The 24,512-nt window shown below is 48.8% G+C and carries 15 protein-coding genes and 1 pseudogene; 6 read left to right on the top strand and 10 right to left on the bottom strand.

Features of this window, described 5'->3' with window-relative positions:
• Positions 1–26: 26 nt before the first annotated feature.
• Positions 27–527 (bottom strand): annotated as a pseudogene (locus B9Y58_RS09585) (NADH-quinone oxidoreductase subunit B); the annotation flags it as partial.
• A gap of 276 nt (positions 528–803) precedes the next feature.
• On the opposite strand from B9Y58_RS09585, the gene B9Y58_RS09580 reads away from it, so the two are divergent.
• The 3 genes from B9Y58_RS09580 to B9Y58_RS09570 are packed head-to-tail and all read left to right on the top strand — an operon-like array spanning position 804 to position 3,896.
• The gene (locus B9Y58_RS09580; RefSeq protein WP_073055848.1) at positions 804–2,492 is read left to right on the top strand and encodes a putative bifunctional diguanylate cyclase/phosphodiesterase; all 1,689 of its coding nucleotides are present in this window, start codon (positions 804–806) and stop codon (positions 2,490–2,492) included.
• 17 nt (positions 2,493–2,509) lie between these two features.
• On the top strand, positions 2,510–2,701 hold the full coding sequence (locus tag B9Y58_RS09575) for a 4Fe-4S binding protein (protein ID WP_073055846.1): 192 nt from the start codon (positions 2,510–2,512) through the stop codon (positions 2,699–2,701).
• On the top strand, positions 2,694–3,896 hold the full coding sequence (locus tag B9Y58_RS09570) for an NAD(P)/FAD-dependent oxidoreductase (RefSeq protein WP_073055844.1): 1,203 nt from the start codon (positions 2,694–2,696) through the stop codon (positions 3,894–3,896). The genes B9Y58_RS09575 and B9Y58_RS09570 overlap by 8 nt, the downstream gene beginning before the upstream one ends.
• 45 nt (positions 3,897–3,941) lie before the next feature.
• Here B9Y58_RS09570 and B9Y58_RS09565 read toward each other — a convergent pair whose 3' ends face one another.
• Together B9Y58_RS09565 and B9Y58_RS15085 are read right to left on the bottom strand one after the other, a co-directional pair.
• Entirely contained in the window at positions 3,942–4,667 is a 726-nt protein-coding gene (locus tag B9Y58_RS09565) for an NAD(P)H-binding protein (protein WP_073055843.1), read from the bottom strand.
• An 18-nt stretch (positions 4,668–4,685) separates the two neighbouring features.
• Positions 4,686–5,840, bottom strand: a complete 1,155-nt coding sequence (locus B9Y58_RS15085) for a histidine phosphatase family protein (protein WP_304529004.1) — start codon at positions 5,838–5,840, stop codon at positions 4,686–4,688.
• A gap of 119 nt (positions 5,841–5,959) precedes the next feature.
• Between B9Y58_RS15085 and B9Y58_RS09555 the strand changes: the two genes are divergently transcribed.
• The gene (locus B9Y58_RS09555) at positions 5,960–8,434 is read left to right on the top strand and encodes a glycogen/starch/alpha-glucan phosphorylase (protein WP_073055841.1); all 2,475 of its coding nucleotides are present in this window, start codon (positions 5,960–5,962) and stop codon (positions 8,432–8,434) included.
• A gap of 112 nt (positions 8,435–8,546) precedes the next feature.
• Entirely contained in the window at positions 8,547–9,047 is a 501-nt protein-coding gene (ybaK, locus tag B9Y58_RS09550; protein ID WP_073055839.1) for a Cys-tRNA(Pro) deacylase, read from the top strand.
• Positions 9,048–9,115: 68 nt separating this feature from the next.
• Here ybaK and B9Y58_RS09545 read toward each other — a convergent pair whose 3' ends face one another.
• From B9Y58_RS09545 to B9Y58_RS09520, 6 genes are all read right to left on the bottom strand, one after another.
• Positions 9,116–10,117 (bottom strand): glycoside hydrolase family 11 protein, encoded by a 1,002-nt coding sequence (locus tag B9Y58_RS09545; RefSeq protein WP_073055838.1) that lies wholly within the window; start codon positions 10,115–10,117, stop codon positions 9,116–9,118.
• Positions 10,118–10,188: 71 nt separating this feature from the next.
• The gene (locus tag B9Y58_RS09540) at positions 10,189–12,663 is read right to left on the bottom strand and encodes an ATP-binding protein (protein ID WP_073055836.1); all 2,475 of its coding nucleotides are present in this window, start codon (positions 12,661–12,663) and stop codon (positions 10,189–10,191) included.
• Positions 12,664–12,710: 47 nt separating this feature from the next.
• The gene (locus tag B9Y58_RS09535) at positions 12,711–13,817 is read right to left on the bottom strand and encodes a BMP family ABC transporter substrate-binding protein (RefSeq protein ID WP_073055834.1); all 1,107 of its coding nucleotides are present in this window, start codon (positions 13,815–13,817) and stop codon (positions 12,711–12,713) included.
• Positions 13,807–14,907 carry a BMP family ABC transporter substrate-binding protein gene (locus B9Y58_RS09530; RefSeq protein ID WP_073055832.1) on the bottom strand — a complete coding sequence of 367 codons (1,101 nt, stop codon included), beginning with the start codon at positions 14,905–14,907 and terminating at the stop codon, positions 13,807–13,809. The genes B9Y58_RS09535 and B9Y58_RS09530 overlap by 11 nt, the downstream gene beginning before the upstream one ends.
• Position 14,908: 1 nt before the next feature.
• Entirely contained in the window at positions 14,909–17,134 is a 2,226-nt protein-coding gene (locus B9Y58_RS09525; RefSeq protein WP_073055831.1) for an ATP-binding protein, read from the bottom strand.
• A 14-nt stretch (positions 17,135–17,148) separates the two neighbouring features.
• The gene (locus tag B9Y58_RS09520; RefSeq protein ID WP_073055829.1) at positions 17,149–18,192 is read right to left on the bottom strand and encodes an HD domain-containing phosphohydrolase; all 1,044 of its coding nucleotides are present in this window, start codon (positions 18,190–18,192) and stop codon (positions 17,149–17,151) included.
• A 135-nt stretch (positions 18,193–18,327) separates the two neighbouring features.
• On the opposite strand from B9Y58_RS09520, the gene B9Y58_RS09515 reads away from it, so the two are divergent.
• Entirely contained in the window at positions 18,328–19,377 is a 1,050-nt protein-coding gene (locus tag B9Y58_RS09515) for a glycoside hydrolase family 16 protein (RefSeq protein WP_073055827.1), read from the top strand.
• Positions 19,378–19,382: 5 nt separating this feature from the next.
• Here B9Y58_RS09515 and B9Y58_RS09510 read toward each other — a convergent pair whose 3' ends face one another.
• Positions 19,383–24,386: a hypothetical protein gene (locus B9Y58_RS09510; protein ID WP_073055825.1), complete on the bottom strand. Its 5,004-nt coding sequence runs from the start codon at positions 24,384–24,386 to the stop codon at positions 19,383–19,385.
• Positions 24,387–24,512 lie beyond the last annotated feature (126 nt).

Genomic DNA, 24,512 nt, shown 5'->3' with positions numbered 1-24,512 from the left:
GCCTGTTCGGTTTTCGCCTTGATCATTTCGAGCTGATCCTTGACGCGTTCGGCACGCTGTTTCATGTAGGACTCATCCTTGATCTTCTTCTGGAGGTCAAACATCGCCTCGAAGAACGCTTCCGGACGAGAGGGGCAACCACCGATATACACGTCTACCGGAATAATGTGGTCAATGCCCGGCACAGTGCAGTAGCAGTCATAGAAACCACCGGAGCTGGCGCAGGCACCCATGGCGATTACCCAACGGGGTTCGGCCATCTGTTCGTACATGCGCTTGAGTATTGGCGCTTGCTTATAGGAAATGGTACCGGCCACAAGTAGCACATCGGACTGACGCGGCGTAAAACGCACATATTCAGACCCGATACGGGACAAGTCGTAGCGACCCACTTCGGTACTCATAAATTCGATTGCACAGCATGCCGTTCCATACGGAAACGGCCATAGGGAGTTCGTACGGCCCCAATTGACCAAAAAGTCAAGAGAAGTCGTAATGAAATTCGGCTTTTCTGCCTCATTACTCATAGGAGGTTACCTCTTTAAATGCGTGCGTAAAGATAGCTTTTTAGAGTAAGGGAGAGAGCCTAAAGAGCAAAGAAAAGATGAATGTAATATAGTATTTTAAGTTAGCTTAGTCTAATATCAAAATCTAATTTTTTTGCGACAGGAGACTCGTTCGCCTTAGAAAAAACATATATTGAGAGATATGCATCACATTTGTACTCCTTTAAAAAGAAATACGGTTGCAACCCATGTAATTTTTTTGTAATTTTGGCGCGGTTTTGGTATGTTGAGGATGTAATGGATATTCCTTTGTACAATGATATTTATCTTGATTTTAGGTCCAAGCTCTTGGGTCCAGTCTTTAGTACAGACGAAATATTCGCCCTTATGTCCAGGCACCTCCCGCTTCTTGCCCAAAGCACACACATCGGCCTAGTCCACTGCAGTTTCTATGCACCGGTTAGCCAATTTGCGCCTAACGGGATTTCCGGGGATTTTACGGCCTATCACGACAAGAAAAATCTGCCGACAATACCGGCCACTCCCGATTTTTCCGAAACCATGACCACTGGCGAGCAGGGATCCTTCACCTTTCAGGCTCACCCTATCGAAGGCCATTCCTTTACAGAACAAGAAAGGAAATTCGTCCAGCTCCTGAGTTGGGACTTCTTTATTCTCACTGGCCGCGCCCGCCTCATGGGCAATACCCGCAAAGTCGCCATTTCCGACGGCATGACCGGAGCCTACAACCAAGCAGGCATTTTCGCCTTTACCCAACAGTTCATCAGGGAAAATCTCAAAGACTATACCGCCTTCTTTATTAACCTGAAGAATTTCAAATATATTAATAAGTCCATGGGCAACCAGATGGGCGACCTCGCCCTTAGGACCTTCGTAAAGCAGATTCTCCTGTTCCTGGACAAAACCGAGCTCATAGCAAGACTGGGTGGCGACAACTTCTTCGTTCTGACCAAAAAAAATCGCCAAAAGGAATTTATTGACAAGTTCAAGATTACAGAGTTGAACTTAAGTCAGGGCCCCAAACCCGTAGACGTCCGCATTCAGACCCGTATAGGAGTCTACCCCATCGAAGAAAACGTGATCGTAGGCGACGCCTTGAACAACGCCTCCACAGCAATGATGGCCGCGAGAGTGATCAAGAACCGCGACGTGGTGTTCTTCACCAAGGAAATGCAGATTCAGTCTATCCACCAGAGAGAAATCTCCAGCGAATTCCACAACGCCCTCAGGAACCGCGAATTGGTGGTTTTCTACCAGCCCAAGATAGACCTGGCGGACAAACACATAAACGGTGCCGAAGCCTTGGCACGCTGGGTCCGTCACAAAACAATCGTGCCGCCCATGGACTTCATTCCGGTTCTGGAACGCGAAGGTTCGATCTGCGAATTGGACTTTTACGTTTTCGAGACCGCCTGTAACGACATTCACGAGTGGATCAAGGCGGGCATCGAACCCGTCCGCATTTCTTCGAACTTTTCCAAGTTGCATTTACGCAACGAAGATTTTGCCGACCGCATTCTCGGAATTCTACACAAATACGAACTTGACGGCAAGTACATCGAAGTGGAACTAACTGAAGTATCCGACTTTGACGATACCGTTGCCATGAAGAAGTTCATCGACATCATGCGCCAAAACGATATCGGCGTCGCCATCGATGACTTCGGCACAGGATACTCCACCTTAAACGTGCTCAAGGACTACAACATTAGCGTAGTCAAGATTGACAAGTCCCTCCTGAATAACATCGGCAAGGCAAATTCCCACGACGAAGTCATTCTCCGCAACGTGGTGAAAATGGCCCGAGAATTGAGCAAAGACGTCATCGCCGAGGGCGTGGAATCCCAGGAACAGGCCGACTACCTCAAGGGAATCAATTGCAGAAGTGCGCAGGGATTCCTGTTTGACAAGCCCCTGGTCCGTGACGACTTCCAGAAGCGCCTGACCGGCGAAGTGGTGTACTAATTTCTATATTCTTCTTTATGAAGAACCTCGTTCACGACAGAAAGATTTGTCTCGCCTGTGCGGGCTGTGTGGGCATTTGTCCCCAGATGGCCTTGGACATGTACGGGCTCGACTTGCAGATTGACCCCGAAAAATGCATCAAGTGCGGCATTTGCGTCAAGGCATGCCCTGTAGGCGCGCTAAAAATCGAGGAGGCAAGCAATGCTTAATTCCGAATACGATGTCGTGGTCATTGGCGCAGGGCCCGGCGGTTCTGTAGCCGCAAGAAACTTAGCACGTGCAGGGCACAAGGTGCTGCTTCTCGAAAAGCGCGAACGCATCGGGTTCCCGGTACGTTGTGGCGAGGCAAGTACGACACTCGCCGACTTGCAGACTTATGGTCCCATCGACGACAGCTGCATTGAAAGCATTATCAACGGGCTCTACATTTACGGCCCCGCCGGCGTGAACATTGAGGTTCCGAAGCCCGCCACCGGCATCATGCTGAACCGCGAAATTTTCGACCCGTGGCTAGCAAAACTTGCGGCCGACGACGGCGCCCAGGTAGAAACCTGTGCCCGTGCCGATTTCGTGGGCGACGTGGAAGGCGGCAAGCGCATGGTTCGCGTCGTCCTCGGCAAAGGCGACGGATGCGGTACCGTCACCGAAACTGCCACACAAGAAATTTTTGCAAAAATGGTCATCGCAGCCGACGGTGTCGAAAGCCGCATCGGTCGCATGGTGGGCCTCAAGTCCGCGCAGAACCCGCGCGAAACATGCACGGGCGTAGATATCCAGGTCCAGGGGCTTTTGACCAAGCCCGACTACCTGACCTTCTGGCAGGGGCATGACTTTATCAACGACGGTTACATCTGGAGTTTCCCGAAGCAGAAATCCAACGTCACAAATTTCGGCGCAGGATTCCTCGCCGCAGGCAAGCACAGCGGAAATATTCTCGAAGTCACTATGGAATGGCTCGAGAAGCTGTTCCCTGGTGCAAAAATCAATCATACCGTCGGTGGAATGGTCCCGGTTTCCAGCACCCTCAAGGACTACACTCTCGACCACTTCGCCCTGGTGGGCGACGCCGCCCACCACACCAACCCTCTTACGGGTGGTGGCATCGCTGCCGCAATGCGCGCCGGCAGATTCTGCGCCGAGTATGTGGACCAGGGGCTCAAGGCAGACAATCTTTCGAAGGCTTTCTTGAAACAGTACGAAACGCGCTGCTACAATTACTTCGGCAAGATGCACGACTTCGAATACAAGTTCCGCAGATTCCTGCTCGCCATCAACCGCGAAGACCAAATCGGACTTTACAAGGTGCTGCAAGGCTTCGCCTTAAGCGGATACAAGAAGAGCGCCTTCCTCAAGACGCCCATTCAAACAGCGAAGTATCTGTACAAGTTCTGGAAGTTTAAATAGTTGGCAGTACCTGCATTCCACATTTCACACTGTTTTGAGTTTTGCTCAAAACAAATTATCGACTTTCGTTTGGGCAAGCACACGATTATAGATAATCCGCTTGCCCATTTTTCCGTCTGTCGCGCACACGTGATCTTTAGGCGGTTTCAAAACGGAAGTCACCAAATGGGCGGCCACCGTTTCGGCATGCACCGGGCGCACGTATGCCGGAATCCATTCTGGATGCGCCCCAAAAATCTTTTGCAACAGATCTTCGCCAAAACGACGATCCTTGTGCTTTCCTAATAGCAGCGAAGGACGCACCAGCGTCAAGGTTTCAAAGCCAATCATGTCTAGGCCTTCTTCCAACAGCCCCTTTAGGCGATTATAAAAATAGGGCGAATGACTGTCGGCACCCATGGCGCTTACGCACAAAAAGTTTTTCACTCCGGCCTTCTTGGCAATGGCTGCAAGTTTCAGAGGCAATTTCAGGTCAACCTGTTCCTGAGCGGCCTTTCCTCCCGCCTGCTTTCTAGTGGTACCTAGACAACACACCACTGCATCGCAACCGGTAAAGCCCGCATAGAAAAACAGACGCATGGCATCATTATCCTGTTCAAAATCCACCTGTTTGAAGTCGATTTTGAAAGCGCCTTCAAGAATTCCCAAATCCTTTAAATCAGGCACTTTTCGGACGGGACAAAAAACTCGCACCACCTGCGGGAGGCGCGCGAGTAATTTCAAGACATTCTTGCCGACAAGTCCAGTTGAACCTAGAACAGCAATTTTCATCGCTATAAACCGAGAATTCTACGGGTTCTGCAGAGCGGCGAGAGAATCAAGCGTAGCCTGATGCTTTTCGGTATACATGTAGCCCAAGTCAATTCCACGAATCGGCAGAAGCGTCACGAGATTTGCCTCGTCCACGACGATAGCGATACCGGAAAGATAATTGGCCCACTTGCCGCTTTCAAAGAACTTCAAGTCAACCGTTCTGTTTGAGGCATAGGCAATCAACGGCTCAATCAAAAGGTCATGAGAAATCAACACACTCACACGCTTCCAGTTCGGCAGATTTGCCAAGATTACTTCGTTCACGAACTGGTCGCCACGCGGCATCAGCTCGTACAAGTATTCCGGAATCTTGTCCTTGGTGAATCGAGACGGATTCGGATCGTCGTAAGCCCAAGAAGAAATGAACTTCCAGGAACCGCCACGGTTTCTGACAAAGGCGTCCATGGTATCAGAAGGGACCTTCAAGAAGTAGCCACCATTGATACCTTCCCAAGTAACCACTTCAACGCCCGTTTCGCCGCGGCCCTTAGCAATGTTTTCTGCCGTCGTGCGGGTACGGATAAAATCAGTCGAAGAGTAATAGAAGGATTCATCGCCACCGGCAAGCTTCGCGCCTACGCTCAAGGCCTGTTCCACACCCTTTTCAGTCAAAAGGGATTCCTGACCTTCGCTAGTTTCGCGTTCGGCATGACGCATCACGAACACCAACTTCGATGTCGCAGGTACCGCCTTGTACACGTCTCCTACATCAAAGAAGCCTGTGCTATCGGGAGTAACGGCCAAATTAGCGGCAGCCGGATCGCGATTGAAAGAAGACACCGTTGTTGCAGGGTCCGGATTGACAACAGGATCAGTCGGAGTCGTCGCCGTATCCGTCGGAATTTCCGGGTTCGTTACAGGATCGGTCGGATTGGTAGCCGGGTCAGTAATCGGATCCGTCGTCGTCGGATTGGTAGACGGGTCAGAAGGATTTGTGGCCGGGTCTGTTACAGGATCTGTAACAGGGTTCGTTGCAGTCGAATCAGTCGGAGTCACCGCCGGAGTCGTCGTTTCGGGAGCTGCCGGCGTAGAATTGGAAGAATCGTCACCACAACCTGCAATAACAACAGAAATAAAGGCTGCACAAATCATAGGAAAAGCTTTGCCGGCAATAAATTTTTTCATATTCATCGTTTTTCCTCTAGTTTATTATCTATTCCCCTAATTTAACTATTTGCTCCACACAAAACCCGTAAATATTTCTAAACTTAATGGTGTAAAATTTTAACCCTAACCCATAGGACCGTCTTATGGCAAAAACATTCAAAAAAGCAGAAGAAGTGACCGTGCTCGGTAACGACGCGGAATCCTTCCGTAAGGCCTTTACCGACCACATCCACCACACGCTCGCCCGTAACAGCGCGACCGTGACCGACCACGAAAAGTTCCTCGCCGTGGCATACGCCGTGCGCGACCGCTTGGTTGACCGCTGGATCAAGACGCAGGAAACCTACTACCAGAAAGACGTGAAGCGCGTCTACTACCTGTCCCTCGAATTTTTGATTGGCCGTACCCTCGGCAACTCCGTTCTGAACCTCGACGTCGAAAGCGCCGTGACCGAAGCTCTTGACGAACTCGGCATGACTCTCGAAGAACTCCGCGAACAGGAAGTTGACGCAGGTCTCGGTAACGGTGGTCTCGGCCGCCTGGCCGCTTGCTTCCTCGATTCCATGGCCACGCTCGAACTCCCGGCTACCGGTATGGGCATCCGCTATGAATACGGTATGTTCAGCCAGAAGATCGTGAACGGCGAACAGGAAGAACAGCCGGATAACTGGCTGCGCCTCACCAACCCGTGGGAAATCGCCCGTCCGTCGAACGAAGTCAAAGTTCCGATGTACGGCTACGTCGTGAGCTGGATGGACGAAAAGGGCAAGCTCCGCAACCGTTGGGAAACCAAGGACTACGTGCTCGCCCTCCCCTACGACACTCCGATTCCGGGTTACAAGAACAACACCGTGAACAACCTGCGCCTCTGGAGCGCGAAGTCCACCGACGACTTCGGCCTCAGCTACTTCAACAACGGTGACTACATCGCCGCCGTGCAGGACATGGAACTTTCCGAAACCATTTCCAAGGTGCTCTACCCGAACGACGCTTCCATGAACGGTAAGGAACTGCGCCTCAAGCAGCAGTACTTCCTCTGCTCTGCATCTCTGCAGGACATCATCCGCCGCTTCAAGAAACTCCACGAAGGCGAATGGAAGGTGTTCCCCGAAAAGGTCGCTATCCAGCTGAACGACACGCACCCGGCCATCTCTATCGCCGAAATGATGCGCATCCTCCTCGACGAAGAAAACCTGGAATGGGACGAAGCTTGGGAAATCGTGACGCACACGTTTGCCTACACGAACCACACCCTGATGCCCGAAGCTCTCGAAAAGTGGCCGGTCAGCCTCTTCGAAAAGCTGTTGCCGCGTCACCTCCAGATTATTTACGAAATCAACGCTCGTTTCCTCCGTCAGGTGTCCCTCAAGTGGCCCGGCGACAACGCTCGCCTTGCCCGCATGAGCCTCATCGAAGAAGGCGGCTGCAAGATGGTCCGCATGGCTTACCTCTCCATCGTGGGTTCGTTCGCCGTGAACGGTGTGGCAGCACTCCACTCCGACCTCTTGAAAACCACGCTCTTCAAGGACTTCTACGAACTGTGGCCTGAAAAGTTCAACAACAAGACGAACGGCGTCACGCCGCGTCGCTGGGTCCGCAAGGCTAACCCGGCTATGTCCGAACTCATTTCTTCCAAGATCGGCGAAGGCTGGGTCAAGGACCTCGACGAACTGAGGAAGCTCGAAAAGTTTGCGAAGGACGCCAAGTTCCAGAAGGAATTCATGGCCGTCAAGAAGCAGAACAAGGAACGCCTCGCCAAGTACCTCAAGGCAACGCAGGGCGTGGATGTCGACGTGAACACGTTCTTCGACGTGCAGGTCAAGCGTATCCACGAATACAAGCGCCAGCTCCTGAACATCCTGCATGCCATTCACCTGTACATCCAGCTGAAGGACGGCAAGGAAATCATGCCGCGTACCATCATGATCGGTGGTAAGGCCGCTCCGGGTTACTGGATGGCCAAGCAGATCATCCGTCTTGCCAACGCCGTGGCCGCCATCATCGATGCCGATCCGGTTTGCAAGGGCAAGCTCAAGATGGTGTTCCTCGAGAACTACCGTGTGTCTTTCGCCGAAAAGATTATTCCGGCCGCAGACCTCTCCGAACAGATTTCGACCGCAGGCACCGAAGCTTCCGGTACCGGTAACATGAAGTTCGCCTTGAACGGCGCACTCACCATCGGCACGCTCGACGGCGCCAACGTCGAAATGAAGGAAGAAGTCGGCGACGACAACATCTTTATCTTCGGCCTCACCGTGGAAGAAGTGACCGACCTCCTCGCCAAGGGCTACCGTCCGCGCGACTTCTACGAACACGACGACGATCTCCGCCGCGTGATCGACCTGATTGCATCCGGCTTCTTCAGCCCGGATCGTCCGGACCTGTTCAAGCACATTGCAGACAAGCTCCTCACCAACGACAACTACCTGCTCTGCGCAGACTTCCGCAGCTACGTGGATATGCAGAAGAGAGTCGCCGAGGAATACTTGGACAAGAAGACCTGGGCTGAAAAGGCAATCCTCAACGTCGCTCGCATGGGCAAGTTCAGCTCTGACCGTACCATCAAGCAGTACGCCGAAGAAATCTGGAACGTCAAAGGCTGCAGCATCAAGCTGTAGTTTAGTAGGCAGTTAACAGTAGGCAGTGATTCTAGAACCAAGGCCTATTACCTATACCTTATGACATTAAAAAGTCCCGCGATGAAAGTCGCGGGATTTTTATATTTAAAATATGGAAATCAAGAAGACGAATGCGGCGAGAATCCTGGACCGCCAAAAAATTTCTTACGAACTCATCCCCTACAAGGTCGACGAAAACGACCTGGGAGCACAACACGTGGCCGACAGCCTCGGCGAAGACATCAACCAAGTTTTCAAGACCATACTTGTTCACGGCGACAAGATCGGCTACTTAATTTGTGTGGTACCGGGCAACCTCGAAGTGGACCTGAAGGGGGCCGCCAAGGTGAGCGGCAACAAGAAAATCGACACCGTCCCGCTCAAGGATTTGACGCCGCTCACCGGCTACATTCGCGGCGGTTGCAGCCCGCTCGGCCTCAAAAAGAATTTTCCGATTTTCATTCACGAAACCGCGATGAATTTTCCTTACATCTATGTAAGTGCAGGTGAACGCGGATTGCAACTGAAAGTTGCACCCGCCGACCTCGTAAAGGCGACCCGCGCCACCGTGGGCGTAATCGCGCGAGTCCCGCCCGAAGCCCCCGAAGATTAAGCGAGCATTTCAAGCATAAAAAAGCCTCCCCCGCAGGAGAGGCTTTTTCAAATTCACTATGAATCGAACTACTTCACCGAAATACTACGGAAAGCGCGATCCTGTTTCACCATGTAAACGCCGGAATTGTACTTGGCCTTGATTGCCGCATTCAAGGTTTCTGCGTCAGCCGTTTCAAAGGAGCCGAGGTACTTGCCCTGAGCGTCAAACACGAGCGACGTATTGTTACCGACAGTCATAGAACGAATACCCTTGATAGCCTCCGTCGAGCTGCTGGATTCAGGTTCAGCAGAAGAGCTGGACTGTTCCGCACCTTCGATATAAACCTTGGCATAGGGGAAGTCATATTCACCCTTGGCATTTGCACCGCTATTGCTTCCGGCTTCGCCGAGAATCTTGGCTTCGTGCATCTTGCCCATTTTCATGCCAAGTTCTTCCCACTTCTTGAAGTGAGCGGTAATGTCAATAGTACCGCAATCGCGCTTTGACTTACGGACGCTGAAATACTGCTTAAAGTATTTATTGTCGCCATCGATGGAATAAGAGGTGCGGTCACCTTCATAAACCGTATACTGAGCACCATCGATTTCAAACACGCCATGATTCTTTGCAGAAGCTCCCTGAGCAACCCAGTCGCCCGGCATATACTGGCTACCGGTGTTATCCACAATGTACCATTCCACCAGAGGTTCACGGGTCCAGCCGTAAATGCCGATATAGGAATAATCGATTCCAGAGAGCCCGCTCTTGACCAGCTTGAAGTCCGCCTTCATGTGGCCGATTTCTTCGTGAGTCTTGTCGCTATTGAAAGCAAGACCCGTGCGGCACAGATAGTCCTTGGCGCCGGTCATTTTGCAATTGAAGGAGCCGTCGGCGTAGAACGTCGCAGAACCACCATTGCCGCCTTCGTTCCAGAGTTCGTAACCAACGTTACCGATAGTACCGACCTCGTTCGTAGACACTTCCACGGATTCACCGCTATGGGTTGTCGTATTACAGAAATCCTGAGCAAAGGTATTTGCAGTCAGGACACAAGTGGCAATTAAGCCAAATTTAAGAATAGTTCTCATATACACCTTCCTGTTGTAAGACGAAATTTAATTCAACAAAATTGTCTTTGCAAGTTCGCAAACCGTATTCGTTAATCCAAATTGAGGCAGCCCGACTGAATTCCACGAATAAGCGACTTGTACTCTTCCATGAAAGCTTCGTGATTTTGCTTCACGAAATTCAGGTTGTTTTCTTTGCAAGCCAATTCAAGTGCCTTGGCATCTTCATAAACTTTGATTGCTCCGATTGTAAGAGAGGTGCTTTTTACAGCGTGAACCGTAATGCGGTAATACTCCAAGTTGCCATTTTCAAAGTATTCCTTTAGTTCTGCAGTCTTTTCACTTTTTACATATTCGTCAAGCATTTCTTTATAGAACTTCTTGTCATTCATACAATAAGCAAGGCCTGTTGCCGTATCCAAGAAATCTGACAGAGCCAACTGCGACTTGGGTTCTGTGACCTTGAGAGGTTCATCAAGCTTTTCTTCTCCAATAATCTTGACCAATTCCTTAGACAGGAATTTTTTTAGTGTCGCGAGCAAGACTTCCTCGCGGATCGGTTTCGCCATGTAATCCGAGAAGCCTTCATCCATATAGCCATTGCGGGCTTCTGCCACGGCATTTGCGGTCAGCATCACTACCGGAGTATTGGCATTCGGATTCTTCTCCAGCTTTTTCATGCGGCGGAATGCTTCCACGCCATCCATGACCGGCATCATGTGATCCAGGAAAATGACATCGTAACGTTTGTTTTGTATGAACTCCAAAGCTTCGGCGCCATTCATCGCCGTATCAATTTGAATCTTGGAGCCTTTCAAAAGGCCTACAAAAACCTTCAGGTTCATTTGCACGTCGTCAACCACCAAGATTTTCGCCTCGGGCGCTTCAAACCTTTCTTGCGCGGCATCCACCACATTCACGTGTTGCCTATAGAGCTTTTCAAAATCGCCAAGGGGTTTTTCATCGCTGACTTGCTGCAACAGGCATACTGTAAAGACAGACCCTACACCGTAAGTACTTTCAACCTCGATGGTACCACCCATCATATCCAACAGTTGCTTGGTCAAATTCAGTCCGAGGCCTGTCCCTTCAATGTTACGGTTGCGTTTTTCATCGAGTCGCACAAAGTCGGCAAATAATTTTTCGCGATCTTTTTCGCGAATACCGATACCCGTATCCTTCACCTGTATAAAGAGTTCCACACGGCTAGTATTGTCGCCCTGCATCGGATCGACATCGACCTTTTCAGCCCAGACAGAAAGCGTAACCGAACCTTCGTTCGTGTACTTGACCGCATTCGAAAGCAAGTTGTTGACCACCTGTCTAATGCGGACTTCGTCACCGAACAACGCCGTCGGGATTTCGGGTGAAATATCCATTACCAGTTCCAGGTTTTTATCCTTGGCACGAACAGCAACCATGTTGTAGCAGTCATTCAAGACCGTAAATACGCTATACGTAACAGGCAAAATTTCCATTTTTCCTGATTCGATTTTGGAGATATCCAAAATGTCGTTAATCAGAGAAAGCAACGTCTGGCCTGCACTCTGAATATTCAAGGCATAATCCCGCAGGGTTTCATCTTTGCATTCCTTCAAGAGCATGGAATCCATACCTAGAATTCCGTTAATCGGCGTGCGGATTTCATGACTCATGTTGGCCAGGAATATACTTTTTGCCTTGCTCGCACTTTCAGCGTTTTCCTTTTCGCGAATCAATTCCTTGTTTTCGCGCGCCTTCTTTTCAGAAAGCACCACATAAACCATTGCAATGGTAAACATGAAAATCAAAAGGCCGAACACCCAAAGAATCAAGAACGAAATACTGTCTTTTTCTGAGGCCACCTCGCTGGCAGGCACCACGCCCCGCAAAGAAACTCCCGGCAGTTTAAGTTCTGCCACAAAGTAATAGTATTCCGTATCTTCTACTTCCCAATTAGTCGCAGCGGCAATAGACACATTCAATCCGTTATACAGTTTATCACGAACCGCACCGTACCCATTTTCGCCCCACAGCAAATCGGTCCCTAAGGAATCGTTAGGAGACTTGACAATAATGGAATCGTTTGACCCCCAAATAGCCGCATAGCCTTTACCCCCGTAACACACTACTCCAAAATTCTTGACAACCGTTTCTTCCTTGTACATACGGAACAACACGTACTTGATATTTTTTCCGCTGTATACAGGAGCCGAGAACATAAGCCCCGTCCCCTTGGAATAACTGATGAATCGCGCTCCATGGAACGATTCCGAAATGCCCTTAAAATCCGAAGCATTGATTTGCGCGGTATCGCCGCTATAGACGATTTTGCCATTCAGCGCAACAACACCATAGTAATATTCCCCATTCGGGTCTTCCAGTACAGAAAGCATTCTCTCTACATGGGGCAAATTGGCCGACACACCCGAAGCAATACCCGACAAGGATTTCAGTTCAAGCAACAGGCGTTCCGCTTCGGCATTAGCATAGCTTTCTGCCTGGTACGCCACCTGTTTTTCCGCATAATTCAGGAACAAACTCGAGAACTTGACACGCAGCAACACTCCCACCAAAAGGAGAATCAATACAAAGAAAAGAATTCCTATTAAGGGCCTTATACCAAATTTTTTTATCATGGTTCAATCGCACCCTTGACAAGCCAATTCATTTCGCTGTGCAGAACTTCGTCACCAATGGTTTCGCCCTCTTCAGAGCGAATTCCTCCATGGACATCCATAATCCTTCCGGAGAACACATTGTGACCCGTCTTGATTTTCTCTGCGGCCGCATTTACCAGAGCTTTCACGGAATCGGGAACCTCGCTAGAATAGAAAGCGAGTCCAACGGCATCTTTTTCAAGCCCAATCCAGTAATCCATATTTTCGTTGTCTTTTTTCTGGATGTAGTCCTGAATAAAGTCCTTGTAAATAATGGACCAATCAATAGCGATAGAGGTGAGCATCCTCGGAGAGAATCTATTGTTTTCTACATGATTTCCGATGCAATAAAGTCCACGTTTTTCGGCAACCTCAATAATAAACGCCCTATCTTGGTGAAAAGCGATGACATCAATACCCGAGCTGTCAATCAACTTATTGGCGTTTTCGGTTTCCGTCTCCCCTTCGTTCCAGGAATTGGTCCAACGCACAAATACTTTCGCTTTCGGATTGACGCTCTGGACCCCCAAAATAAAAGCATTCAAGCCCCTATATACCTGGATATTCTTCATCGCCGCCACATAACCAACGTGATTCGTTTCGGTCATGGATCCCGCAACAATTCCCGCTAGGTATCGAGCCTGGTAAATGCGGGCAAAATAAGCTTTATAGTTGGGAGCATCAAATTCCCAGTTGATTCCGTAAAATGTCACATCCGGATGAGATTCAATAATGTCCCTAATTAAAATGGGATAGTTATAACTGGTAAGCACAATGACTTTCAAGCTATCGCCAATCATTGCATTCACCGCATTTGCAAGGGGCACTCGTTCCTCGGGGATGTCGATTGTCAAAGTCCTTTGCACACCAAGGGAATCACATGCCGCCCTTATCCCCTTGTAATGCGTTTCATTCCAACCGTTATCGGCCGTATCACTTAAAAGGACAAAGCCTACACGGAGTTTTTGAGATTCCGTTTTCTTGACCGATTCTCTGTTATCAACTTTTTCAAATACCACATACAGCAACACAAAGAAAATGGCGACAGCCACTAGCGCCCCTATGGTAATCCTACTCTTCATCTGTTTTCACCCCCTTTACGAACCAGTTAAAATTATTCAGCATATCATTATCGGACATGCTTTCTCCTTCATTAATGCGAATCATTCCGGTGTCGTCTTCGATGGGTCCGTAAAATACATCAAAAGAACCATCCTGAATTTTTTTGCGTTCATTAGCCACAAGTTCTATCGCCTCCGGACTCACATGTTCTGTGAACGGAGCCAAGTCAACGATACCTGAATTAAGGCCGCTCCAATAATTTTTACCCACAAATTTTTTCTTGAGCACCTCCAGAATATGAGGCGTATAGAAATTTTCCCAGCGCCACACAGGAGCCGTCAAGAAATGTTTCGGATAAACACTCGCATTGTCCAAGTTGTAGCCCACAATCCACAACCCAAGAGAATCGGCAATGCGCATCGGCTCGTGACTATCCGTATGCAAGGTAAGCACATCGATAGAATCATTTCGCGCCAAAAGAGCGCGAGTCGCTTCGGCGCAAGCGTCATCTTCGTTCCAGGACTTCGTCCAGCGAACAATTACATTCGCATCCGGATTCGCCTTTTTCACACCCAAGGTAAAGGCATTGATTCCCCGGACTACCTCGGGAATATCAAATGCGGCCACATAACCGATTTTACCGGTTTTAGTCTGCATACCGGCGACAATACCCGAAAGGTAACGCATCTGGTAGATACGACCGAAGTAGGTCGACATGTTCTTGGAATATTTCACGCCAGAAGCATGAAAAAATTTAACATCCGGATGCCTGACTGCAACATTCTGGACATAAGACCCGAGCTGGAAGGAATTCGCAATGACAATCTTTGCACCCGCAGCAATCAAGCCTTCCATCACTTCTTCAGAAGTTTTATTGGCAGGAATCCGTTCACGATACATAACATCCAAGTTCAATTCCTTGGCTGTTTTCCGCATGCCCTCGTAATGCGACTGTCCCCAGCTACGGTCTTCAATGGAACCGTTCATAATCATCGCAACCTTTGTCTTTTCGCGAGTAATGTCGGTATTTTTCTTTTTCACATTGAACGTGAGCAATCCCGCTATAATAACAGCAAGGATTAACGTCGGGATAACATAAACCAATTTCATGTTACGACTCTTCCGCTGCAAGATAGTTTGACAATTTTTCTAGAATTTTCTTATAGTCTGACATGCATTTTTCATGCTGCTTCCGAACAAAATCAATATCACCTTCTTTACAAGCACTTTCAATCGCCTTGGCGGTGTCGGACAAAGCCACAGCCCCAATAGTCAGCGATGTACTTTTCAGGGAATGCATGTTGATCCGGTAACTTTCAAAATCGCTTTGGGCAAAAGCGTTTTCTAAATCGGAGCTGCGGTCATTTTTCACATACTCAGCAAGCATTTCACGATAAAAGCCTTTGTCATTCATGCAATAGCCAAGTCCCGTTGCTACATCTATGACACCCGAAAGATTCCCTAGAACATGCGGCGTTTCATTTGCTGAATTCTTTTCGCCAACATCCGCATCGTCAATCAGTTCCGGCGGCAGGAACTTTTTCACCGTCGAAAGCAGGACTTCTTCGCGAATAGGCTTTGTGATATAATCGGTAAATCCAGCTTGAATGTATGCATCCTTGGCGCCGACTACAGCATTGGCCGTAAGCATCACCACGGGAGTCTTCGTGATGTCGAAGTTCTTGATATCCTTCATACATTGGAGGGTTTCTATTCCATCCATGACTGGCATCATATGATCGAGAAGAATCAAGTCATAATGGTTATCTTCGACAAGCGAAAGTGCGTCTTCGCCGTTGGTCGCCGTGTCAATCGTTATTTCCGTTTCCTTGAGAAGTCCGCAAACCACCTTCAAGTTCATGCTCACATCGTCTACCACCAGCAACCGGGCCTTTTTCGCCTTGAACTTTTTCACGCCGGAATTAAACGAAATGAATTCCTTATGACGATCCATAAAGTTGCCAATCGCCTCGTCGCTCATTACAGGCTGCGGAATACGGACTTCAAACACGGAGCCTGAACCATAGACGCTCTTCACCAGCACGCGGCCATTCATCATTTCTACCAATTTCTTGGTAAGGTTCAAGCCGAGGCCTGTACCCTCGATATTCCTGTTATGGTCCAAATCGATTCGTTCAAAGCTCTGGAACAATTTATCGCGGTCATCGGAACGGATGCCAATACCCGTATCGGCTACGATGATAACAAGTTCAATCCGTTTGTCGGATTTTTCTGCCGGTAGCGTCTTGAAATCAACCAACAAGTCCACCGTTCCCGATGGCGTGTACTTGATTGCATTCGAAAGCAGATTGTTCACAATCTGGCGCAAGCGAACTTCGTCGCCCGTGAGCAGCGAAGGCGTTTTGGGATTCACGTTGATATTGAATTCCAGCCCCTTGCTTTGAGCGCGAGGTTCTGCGACACAATAGCAATCGTTCAAGACCGCAAACAAATCATATTCGCCGACAAAAAGTTCCATCTTACCCGATTCAATCTTCGTAATATCCAAGACATCGTTCACCAGCGACAAGAGCGTATGTCCCGCATTCTGAATATTCTGGGCATATTCCAGCAGCGAGGTATCCTTGCATTCCTTCAGGAGCATGGCGTTCATCCCTAAAATACCGTTGATCGGCGTGCGGATTTCGTGGCTCATGTTGGCAAGGAAAAAACTCTTGGCCATGTTCGCCGATTCCGCATTCTTGCGGGCTTCTTCGGCTTCGGCCCATGCCTTTCGAAGTTCGTCGGAATGTTGGGCTTCTTTGCGGGCATTATCCAAATTTTCAAGCAAACGGTGCGTGAGTTTTGCAATGGTAATGCACAAAAGCGTCATGGTAATCGCTTCAATCAAAAAGCCCGCCGAACGAGAAATCCACCAGAATGTATCCGAAGAAAATTCTGCATGGTTGGCACCGGGAGCCCTAAAGTAAAGGGATACCACAATCAATATGTAACTGAATATCGAAATTTTAAGGGTAAATGCCGCATTGAAAAATAAAAGGCTTGTGACCATGGCAAGAGAATAAGTCATGTAAATGCCGATGTTTTCATTAGTCGCAAGCGTCGCGATGATGCTCCCCATACCCAATACGCAAAAATACCGACGCACCACGAGCGGAGCTCCCATGCGTTCAATAAATGTCGGAAGCCACAGAATTACGAAAGCGATCGCTGTCAAAATCGTCAGTTCGCAATAGTCTATTTTAAACAAATGAATCACGTTTCCGAAATAGATTAACGGAAACATGGCCCATAACCAGCGCATCACGCGTGTCAGGGTTTGCAAAACACGACGGTCATTTTCATCGAAAATATCGTTAGAATCAATAGTCGGCATCGCCCACCCCGTTATCAGGCAAGTCCATCGTCACGCATGGTGTAATTCACATCTTCGTCAATCATCTGGAGCATGACATCGGCGAAGTCCGGATCGAACTGCTGACCGCGACCGCGCACAATTTCACTGCGTACCGTTTCTTGCGGCAAGGCCGAACGATAACTACGGCGGCTCGTCATGGCATCGTAAGCGTCGGCCACGGCGATAATGCGACCAATTTCGGGAATACTATAACCGGCAAGTCCTTCTGGGTAACCCTTACCGTCGAAACGTTCATGGTGGAAATGTGCACCGATTTCGATTTTTGGCATCTCGGTGATGTTCTTCAAGATTTCGACCCCGATACTTGGGTGCTGCTTAATCGTTTCGTATTCTTCGTCCGTGAGCTTGGAATTCTTGTTCAGGATATTGTCCGGAATACCGATTTTCCCGATATCGTGCAGCAGCGCAATAAAATAGATTTCGTCCTGGAATTCCACGGGCTTGCCTGCGCGGCGAGCAATTTCCTTGCTGTACTTGGCCACTCGGCTGGAATGACCGTTCGTGTAACGGTCCTTGGCATCAATCGCCGAAGCAAGCGTTTTGACCACCTGCAAAGAAAGAACTTGAAGTTTGCGACGGCTTTCTTCGAGTTCGGCCGTACGGCGCTCCACCTCGCTTTCAAGGTTGACCTGCAATTTGCGGAGCGAGAGAATTCGCTTGATGCGTTCAAGCACCACTTCGGGAACCAAAGGCTTCTGTATATAGTCCAGTGCCCCTTCCCTAAACACCCGGACCTCGGTCTCCCGGTCACTGTCCGCCGTCAAGAACACTACCGGTAAATCGTTGCAGTTCTTCATCTTACGGATTTCAGCCAGCAATTCGAAGCCATTCTTGCCCGGCATGTGTACATCCAAAAGGGCAAGCGCAGGCAACTCCTTCGACAGGTAGTCCAACGCTTCCTCGTAAGAGTTCGCCATCACGACGTCATACGTCGAACTGAGCATGTGCTCGGCGAATCTTAAATTCATTCGGTCATCGTCTACGATCAAGACCGTCTTGTTTAGCGAAACCAACATGTTAAATCCTCTTTACACTTCGTAAATATATATTAGAATACGGCCTTTTTAACGATTTCTTAAAAAAATATTCCACAAATATGACGAAATACTCACGTTTTGGCACAAAATGGCGTTTTTTTATATAATTAAGGCATGAAATTCCCCTTTTTCAGCCTTTTTTCCTTCTGCGCGGGAGTCGCCTTTTTCGCGGCAGCCTGCTCCTCGGATTCCTCTTCCAATGCCGAAAACGCCGAAATAAGCGAGCAGACCACCCCCTCCGGAGAGTCCCCGGTTACCGAACCGACCTCATCTTCCGCAGATGTCCCTGCAATCTCCAGCGAGGCTGAAAATCCATCCACAGCAAATTCTTCCGCTACCGACATGAGCAGTTCTCGCGATGCCGAGAGCAGCGCAAATGACATTGCCAGCAGCTCGAGCGGAATCACTTCAAGCGGAAACATTTCGAGTGAAAGCAACCCCGGCAAATCCCCGTATCTCTGGCACGACGAATTCGACGGCGACATCGACTCCGAAAAATGGACTTTTGAAATCGGCACCGGTGCCAGCGGCTGGGGCAACAACGAATGGGAATACTACACCGACCGCAAAGAAAACGCCTACATTAAAGACGGCATCTTGCACATTCGTGCCAACAAGGAAGATTACGAAGGTTCCAAGTACACCTCGGCCCGCATGATTACCAAGGGCAAGTTCAGCTTTACCTACGGCACCGTTGAAGCGAGAATCGCGCTCCCCGTGGGCAAGGGCATTTGGCCCGCCTTCTGGCTACTCGGCCAAAACATCGACGCCGTAAGCTGGCCCGCCTGCGGCGAAATCGACATCATCGAAACGGTGAACAGCGAAAACATCGTCTACGGAACCAACCACTGGGCATACGAAGGCAACCACGCCGAATACGGCAACAATACCAAGGATTATTACGGCACAAGCAAGGAACTAGATATCACGCAGTTCCATACCTACAAAATGGTCTGGGACGAAAACGTTATCGTCATGTATGTTGACGACTTCAAGTATCACGAGATATCCATAAAAGAAAGCACCGGCGGAACCGATGCTTTTCACAAGCCATTTTTCTTTATCTTGAATGTCGCCGTTGCAGGCAACTGGCCCGGATTCGAAGTAGACGACTCGCAATTCCCGAACGAAATGCTCGTCGACTACATCCGAGTGACGCAATAAATTTCTTAGCGAAGATTTATCTTGAACGTCTTCGACATTCCCGGGTAGGCAACCCGGACAATGGCGATGCCGTTTGCAGGTAATCCCTGTAAGGCGATGCTCTGGGCGTTACGCACCACCTTTGCCGAGATTCTCTTGCCGTCAATACCAACTACAGAGACACGGGCATTTGCAGGAACATTCTGCGTAAACTCAAGTGTCCAAGCTCCTGTGCCGTGGCGCACCAGACTCACGCTGTTCGGGGCGGTAATTGCAGCAACCAACTTCGTGGGGCCCGCAATAATCTTCCAGACGAGCACGGAATCCTTGTAATCCTTACCCACATACAGCGAGGTATCGTAACGGAGTACGGCCATTGCATGGTATTCCCCCGGCTTTGTCTGCGAAGCATCGGCATAGTCGACCGCAACCTGTTCCGGAACGTTTTCAAGCTTTACGGAATGTTCCGTAGAATCAAAATCAAATTCTACAGTCTTACTCCACACGATCTTCGAAAGATCCAGCGTGTCCTTATTGATGACCCACCTTAGGCTATCCATGAAGACAGGCGCATTGTACAGGGCAGTATCGTATTGCAATGTCACGCGGGCAACATACGTTCCAGGAACCGTTGCACTGTCATTGCAGTAAGTTGCCTTTACCTGTTCCGGAAGGCCACTCAAAGAAACAGCCTTAGCCTTTCCATCGTAAGTGAAGGGCGCCGTATAGTCCCATTTCACCTTCGAGAAATCCAGGTTCTTTTTGAAGAGGGACATCAAAGAAACCCAAACCGACTTTTTGTAGCCATCTGCAGCAACGGTGAGAACCGCAACCGTGTCATGATCCAGAGCCTTGAAAGAAACGGTATCGGCATTCAACACTACCTGCGACACGTTCGATGTCCAAACCGCCGTTTCGCCAAGGGCATTCTTCGTAGCAACTGCAAACGGACTCCAGACTAAATCGGCATGTTCGTAGTCTTCTTTTCCAGTTTTTAAATAAGCAGGCGTTGCACCGAGTGCGCTGATTTTGCGGATAGCTTCCACCGGAGACTCTGCAAGTGCCTTCAGCTGCGGATAACAACCTTCCACCTGGATCCAGTTTTCGGCATTCAACACCGAGGGTAAAGAATCTGCAGTAAGTTCTGCAGTCAAGCGCCTTGTATACGCTTCATTGGTATCAAGGCGTGCCCACTGCAAATCGACAACGGCACTATCCCAGTTTTCGGCATGGTAAAGCTCCGGATTTTCAAGATGCGTGTAACCATGGAGAAGCACCGAGCTTGCTACATCAGGAGCTATTTTGTCATTCGCTCCAACAAGGCTTCCGCTAGACGCATCTTTCGCATCGTCATCAAAGGAAAGCGTACCACCATTTACGATATTTTTCATGTTCATATAATTATACGACAAGCCGACTATGCCACCCATCCAGAGCGAAGGCAGAGACTTCTTCGTAGAAACAGAGCCGTAATTTGCCACGTTTTCGATTTCTGAATGAAGAGATTTGGTGTAGCCGACGATGCCGCCCACGCCGACATAATAGGTATTATTAGCAGACGTTTCGAAAATCACGTCACCGATATTTACCGATTTTTCAATTCTAAAGAATGAAATGTCTCCGTTTGCAATAGCATCTCCAGCAAAACCGACAAGGCCACCAACATAGTCCGGCGACGCGGTTCTACCTGCCGGATCCAATTCATCCATCTTATACCCTGCATGGATATCGCCTGAATTGTAGGACTCGCTTATGGTTAGAGTCAAGCCCAATCCAATAAGACCGCCCATGCTCAATTGCCTTGTGTATTCCTTGTCCTTTGCAGCATAAAGATTACCCTCATTACCGCATTTCTGCACCACAGCAAGCGTATCAGCGGATTCAAGGGCACCGACAAGACCGCCTGTATACAAGCCGCCACCATGGGAATATACATCCCCGAAATTAAAGCTTGTTTCTAGACGGACCTTTCTAGAATTCAGCATGCCCGCAACTCCCCCGACATAAGATGAAGAATTATCCTTCTTCTCAACGGAAACCTTTCCCTTGTTCATGGCATCTTGAATATCTACATACTTGGTTTCCGTATAGCCCAGAACGCCGCCCACAATAGAGTAGACTGCCGATGTATCCAAGTACACATCAACAGCACCTTCATTCACAATAGACTCTAACAAAACGGAATCTGTGCTAGCTTCAGCAGAAGCAAGGACACCACCCACATATGCATTTTCGCCAACGAAAATTTGCGCAGAGACATGACCTTTATTCACAAGGTCAGATGCTTTCGTATGTATATATCTGCCAAACACACCTCCTACATATTTGTCATACAAGTACGCATACAAGCTAACATCAATATTACCGGTATTGGAATTATTTTCTACCACACCATCATTTGAATAGACTTCAGCCAGGAAACCTACTGAACCACCCATACAAACATACTCTGCGTAACTATCGACCTTGATATCGCCCTTATTATGGTTATCTACGAATCTGACAGACGAAGTGATTTCGCCAGCGATGCCACCAAGATACGACCCTGCGGCACCCGTTAGATTGCCCTCGTTTATATTATTTTCAATAGTAGACTGCGCATACACAACACCCAGAATACCGCTCATTGCGTCAACATATGTTCCCTTGATATCAGCCCGGTTCACATTACCTGTAACAGATGCTTTTAAACCGTTCGTAAACCCAATCATTCCACCGACGGCCCCTTGAGACTTGGTGCTATCCGCACGAACGACTTCGACAGAGCCCTCTACCAAATTGTTCTGCAAGAAGAAATCGTTTAATCCTGTTGAAGCAACAAGGCCACCAGCCGTTCCATCGCTGTAAACGATTCCGTCCGACGTATTGTTGCGAATAATGCCCACATTACCGCCCATATAACCGGCAATCGCACCTGCAGAACGACCTCCCGCAAGCCGAATATGGACATTTTCAAGCACCAGATTTTCAACAATGGCCGTATCGGCAGCGATAATCGTTTCGAAAAGGCCTCCATTCACTTGAGAAAGGGAATCTTCGATATCAATATAGAGATTCGAAATCTTGTGATTCGCGCCATTGAGTTTACCCAAGAAATTCTTGATAGGAGTCCAGTTGCCTTTGCTAAGGCCACAGACAGAACTCAAGTCCAGATCTTTGGTAATCTTGAACGCGAGACGAGCACCCGCAGCATCCATTAGAACGCCCTTGTATTTAGTCGTATCGGCAAGAGCCTTTCTGAACAGCAACAGTTCTTCCACTGAAGAAATCGTGAGCGGATTTTCAACCGTTCCCAAATTACTTGTCGCAGTAACATTCACGATGATTTTTTTCGTTGCATTTTCATTAAGCACATAAAGGGTATCTGCACCCAAGGAATAAGGCATTGCAACAGAATCGTTCACAAAAGAGATATTTCCACGAGCGCTATAAACATCGACTGCATTCTCAGCGGCATCTTTTACCGTATAACCCATGTTTTTCGTAATGTGGGCAACATCATCGCCAAGGCCCAAGCGCACCGGAGTAGAGGCCACCTGCTGAGCGTCGCGGATTTCTTTCATCGGGTTTTCGGCAAGGGTCTTGATTTGCGGATAGTAGCCTTCCTTGTACACCCAAAGGGAATCGTCCAAATCAGCAATCGTTTTTCCCGAAATCAAGCTGTCCGTAACATAGGCGTGCGCCGCATCAATTGGATACTGGCAATCCTCTTCAAAATGCGACATAACGCTATCGTAGATTGCAAAGGTATCGGGAGCGGCAATGCTTAAGTTTGCCGAGACCTTTTCGGTAGCACCTGCTTTCACCCAGCCCACGATTCCACCCGCATACCCAAAACCGACTGCACCTGCATTCATGTTATGGTCTGCATAAAACACGCCGCTATTGTTGTTTCCGACAATTCCACCGGCATAGGCACCTGCATTAATCACGCCCAAGTTAAGCGATTGAGAAACCGTTATATAACCAGGAGACGATGCCGCTATAAATCCAACAATGCCCCCCGCATTAGTCCCTGCAAAAACGCCACCCGAATTTACGCATGTCAAAACGGTCTGCGGGTACATCGATTTCAAATGTCCCACGATGCCTGCTGCCGAAGTAGAAGCCTGCACGTAACCAGAATTAAAACAATTCGCAATGGAAGCCCCGCCGTCTGCAGTAACAGCAATAATGCCACCCGAAATTTTACCCGAGCTCACGTTTCCCTTGTTAATCAAATAATTCAGCTTGGCAGGTGTCATTACCGAACTGTAATCCGCGGCGACAATTCCTGCAGCCGTATCGGCAGAAGAAACCCCACCCAAATTCGTACAACTGTCGATATGAACTCCGAATCCAGTTACAGCACCGACAATTCCACCAGCCTTGCGTGCGCCGCCAACAAAGCCTTCGTTCACGCAGTTCTTTATGTTCACACCATCGGGAAGGGGGGCATTTGCGGCAAAGCCAACAATTCCACCCACAGCAGACCTTCCGGACACATAGGCTTTATTCTTGCAATCGGAAATGCGCACGTTATTCCTAGCGAGTCCGACAATAGCGCCCACATCGCCATCACGCTCCGAAACAATCCTTGAATTTTCACCAATAGTCAAGTTAGAAATGACGGTCTTGGATTCGTTTTCTGTTGACGCGACTCCAAACAAGCCGTAATAACCGATGGCCGTATCACCACGTTCCGGCAGAGGTTCATTAATATAGAGATAATCAACCGTTTTGCCATTACCATCAAAGCTTCCCTTGAAGGGGTGTTCGTAGGTTCCAATCGGAGTCCAGTTTCCGACATTCTTTCCACAAACGGTACTCAAGTCCAAATCGCGGACAAGTTTAAAATACAGATCCGTCGCACCATCAGAGACGTCTACGCCCTTGAATGTACCGCTACCGGCATTCACCGCATTGCGCAACAAAACCAAGTCATTTTCGTTATCAATGGTCAACGGATTTTCGGCAGTTCCCAAATCTGCTGCGAAAACGGCACAAGAAAGTGCAATAAAAAACAAACACGCCCTTTTAAGCATATTCATCCTCCTTATATTATACAAGGTAAATGTAATTAAAAGTGACCCGCCGGCATAGCCGGCGGTTCTTCATGGACGGGCATAGCCCTAGGATACTAGCAACGCGTCGCACGCGTTGACGGCCTGACACTG

The sequence above is a fragment of the Fibrobacter sp. UWB15 genome, assembly GCF_900177705.1.
Taxonomy (GTDB): domain Bacteria; phylum Fibrobacterota; class Fibrobacteria; order Fibrobacterales; family Fibrobacteraceae; genus Fibrobacter.
Note: the sequence above shows the minus strand (reverse complement) of the source record. Positions and strands in the feature narration are given on the sequence as shown.

Coding starts and splice junctions, on each gene's coding strand:
- B9Y58_RS09570 (WP_073055844.1), top strand. CDS start 2,694: ATGCTTAATTCCGAATACGATGTCGTGGTCATTGGCGCAGGGCCCGGC.
- B9Y58_RS09520 (WP_073055829.1), bottom strand. CDS start 18,192: ATGTTGGTTTCGCTAAACAAGACGGTCTTGATCGTAGACGATGACCGA.
- ybaK (WP_073055839.1), top strand. CDS start 8,547: ATGGAAATCAAGAAGACGAATGCGGCGAGAATCCTGGACCGCCAAAAA.
- B9Y58_RS09525 (WP_073055831.1), bottom strand. CDS start 17,134: ATGCCGACTATTGATTCTAACGATATTTTCGATGAAAATGACCGTCGT.
- B9Y58_RS09565 (WP_073055843.1), bottom strand. CDS start 4,667: ATGAAAATTGCTGTTCTAGGTTCAACTGGACTTGTCGGCAAGAATGTC.
- B9Y58_RS09535 (WP_073055834.1), bottom strand. CDS start 13,817: ATGAAGAGTAGGATTACCATAGGGGCGCTAGTGGCTGTCGCCATTTTC.
- B9Y58_RS09530 (WP_073055832.1), bottom strand. CDS start 14,907: ATGAAATTGGTTTATGTTATCCCGACGTTAATCCTTGCTGTTATTATA.
- B9Y58_RS09515 (WP_073055827.1), top strand. CDS start 18,328: ATGAAATTCCCCTTTTTCAGCCTTTTTTCCTTCTGCGCGGGAGTCGCC.
- B9Y58_RS09510 (WP_073055825.1), bottom strand. CDS start 24,386: ATGAATATGCTTAAAAGGGCGTGTTTGTTTTTTATTGCACTTTCTTGT.
- B9Y58_RS09545 (WP_073055838.1), bottom strand. CDS start 10,117: ATGAGAACTATTCTTAAATTTGGCTTAATTGCCACTTGTGTCCTGACT.
- B9Y58_RS15085 (WP_304529004.1), bottom strand. CDS start 5,840: ATGAATATGAAAAAATTTATTGCCGGCAAAGCTTTTCCTATGATTTGT.
- B9Y58_RS09555 (WP_073055841.1), top strand. CDS start 5,960: ATGGCAAAAACATTCAAAAAAGCAGAAGAAGTGACCGTGCTCGGTAAC.
- B9Y58_RS09575 (WP_073055846.1), top strand. CDS start 2,510: ATGAAGAACCTCGTTCACGACAGAAAGATTTGTCTCGCCTGTGCGGGC.
- B9Y58_RS09580 (WP_073055848.1), top strand. CDS start 804: ATGGATATTCCTTTGTACAATGATATTTATCTTGATTTTAGGTCCAAG.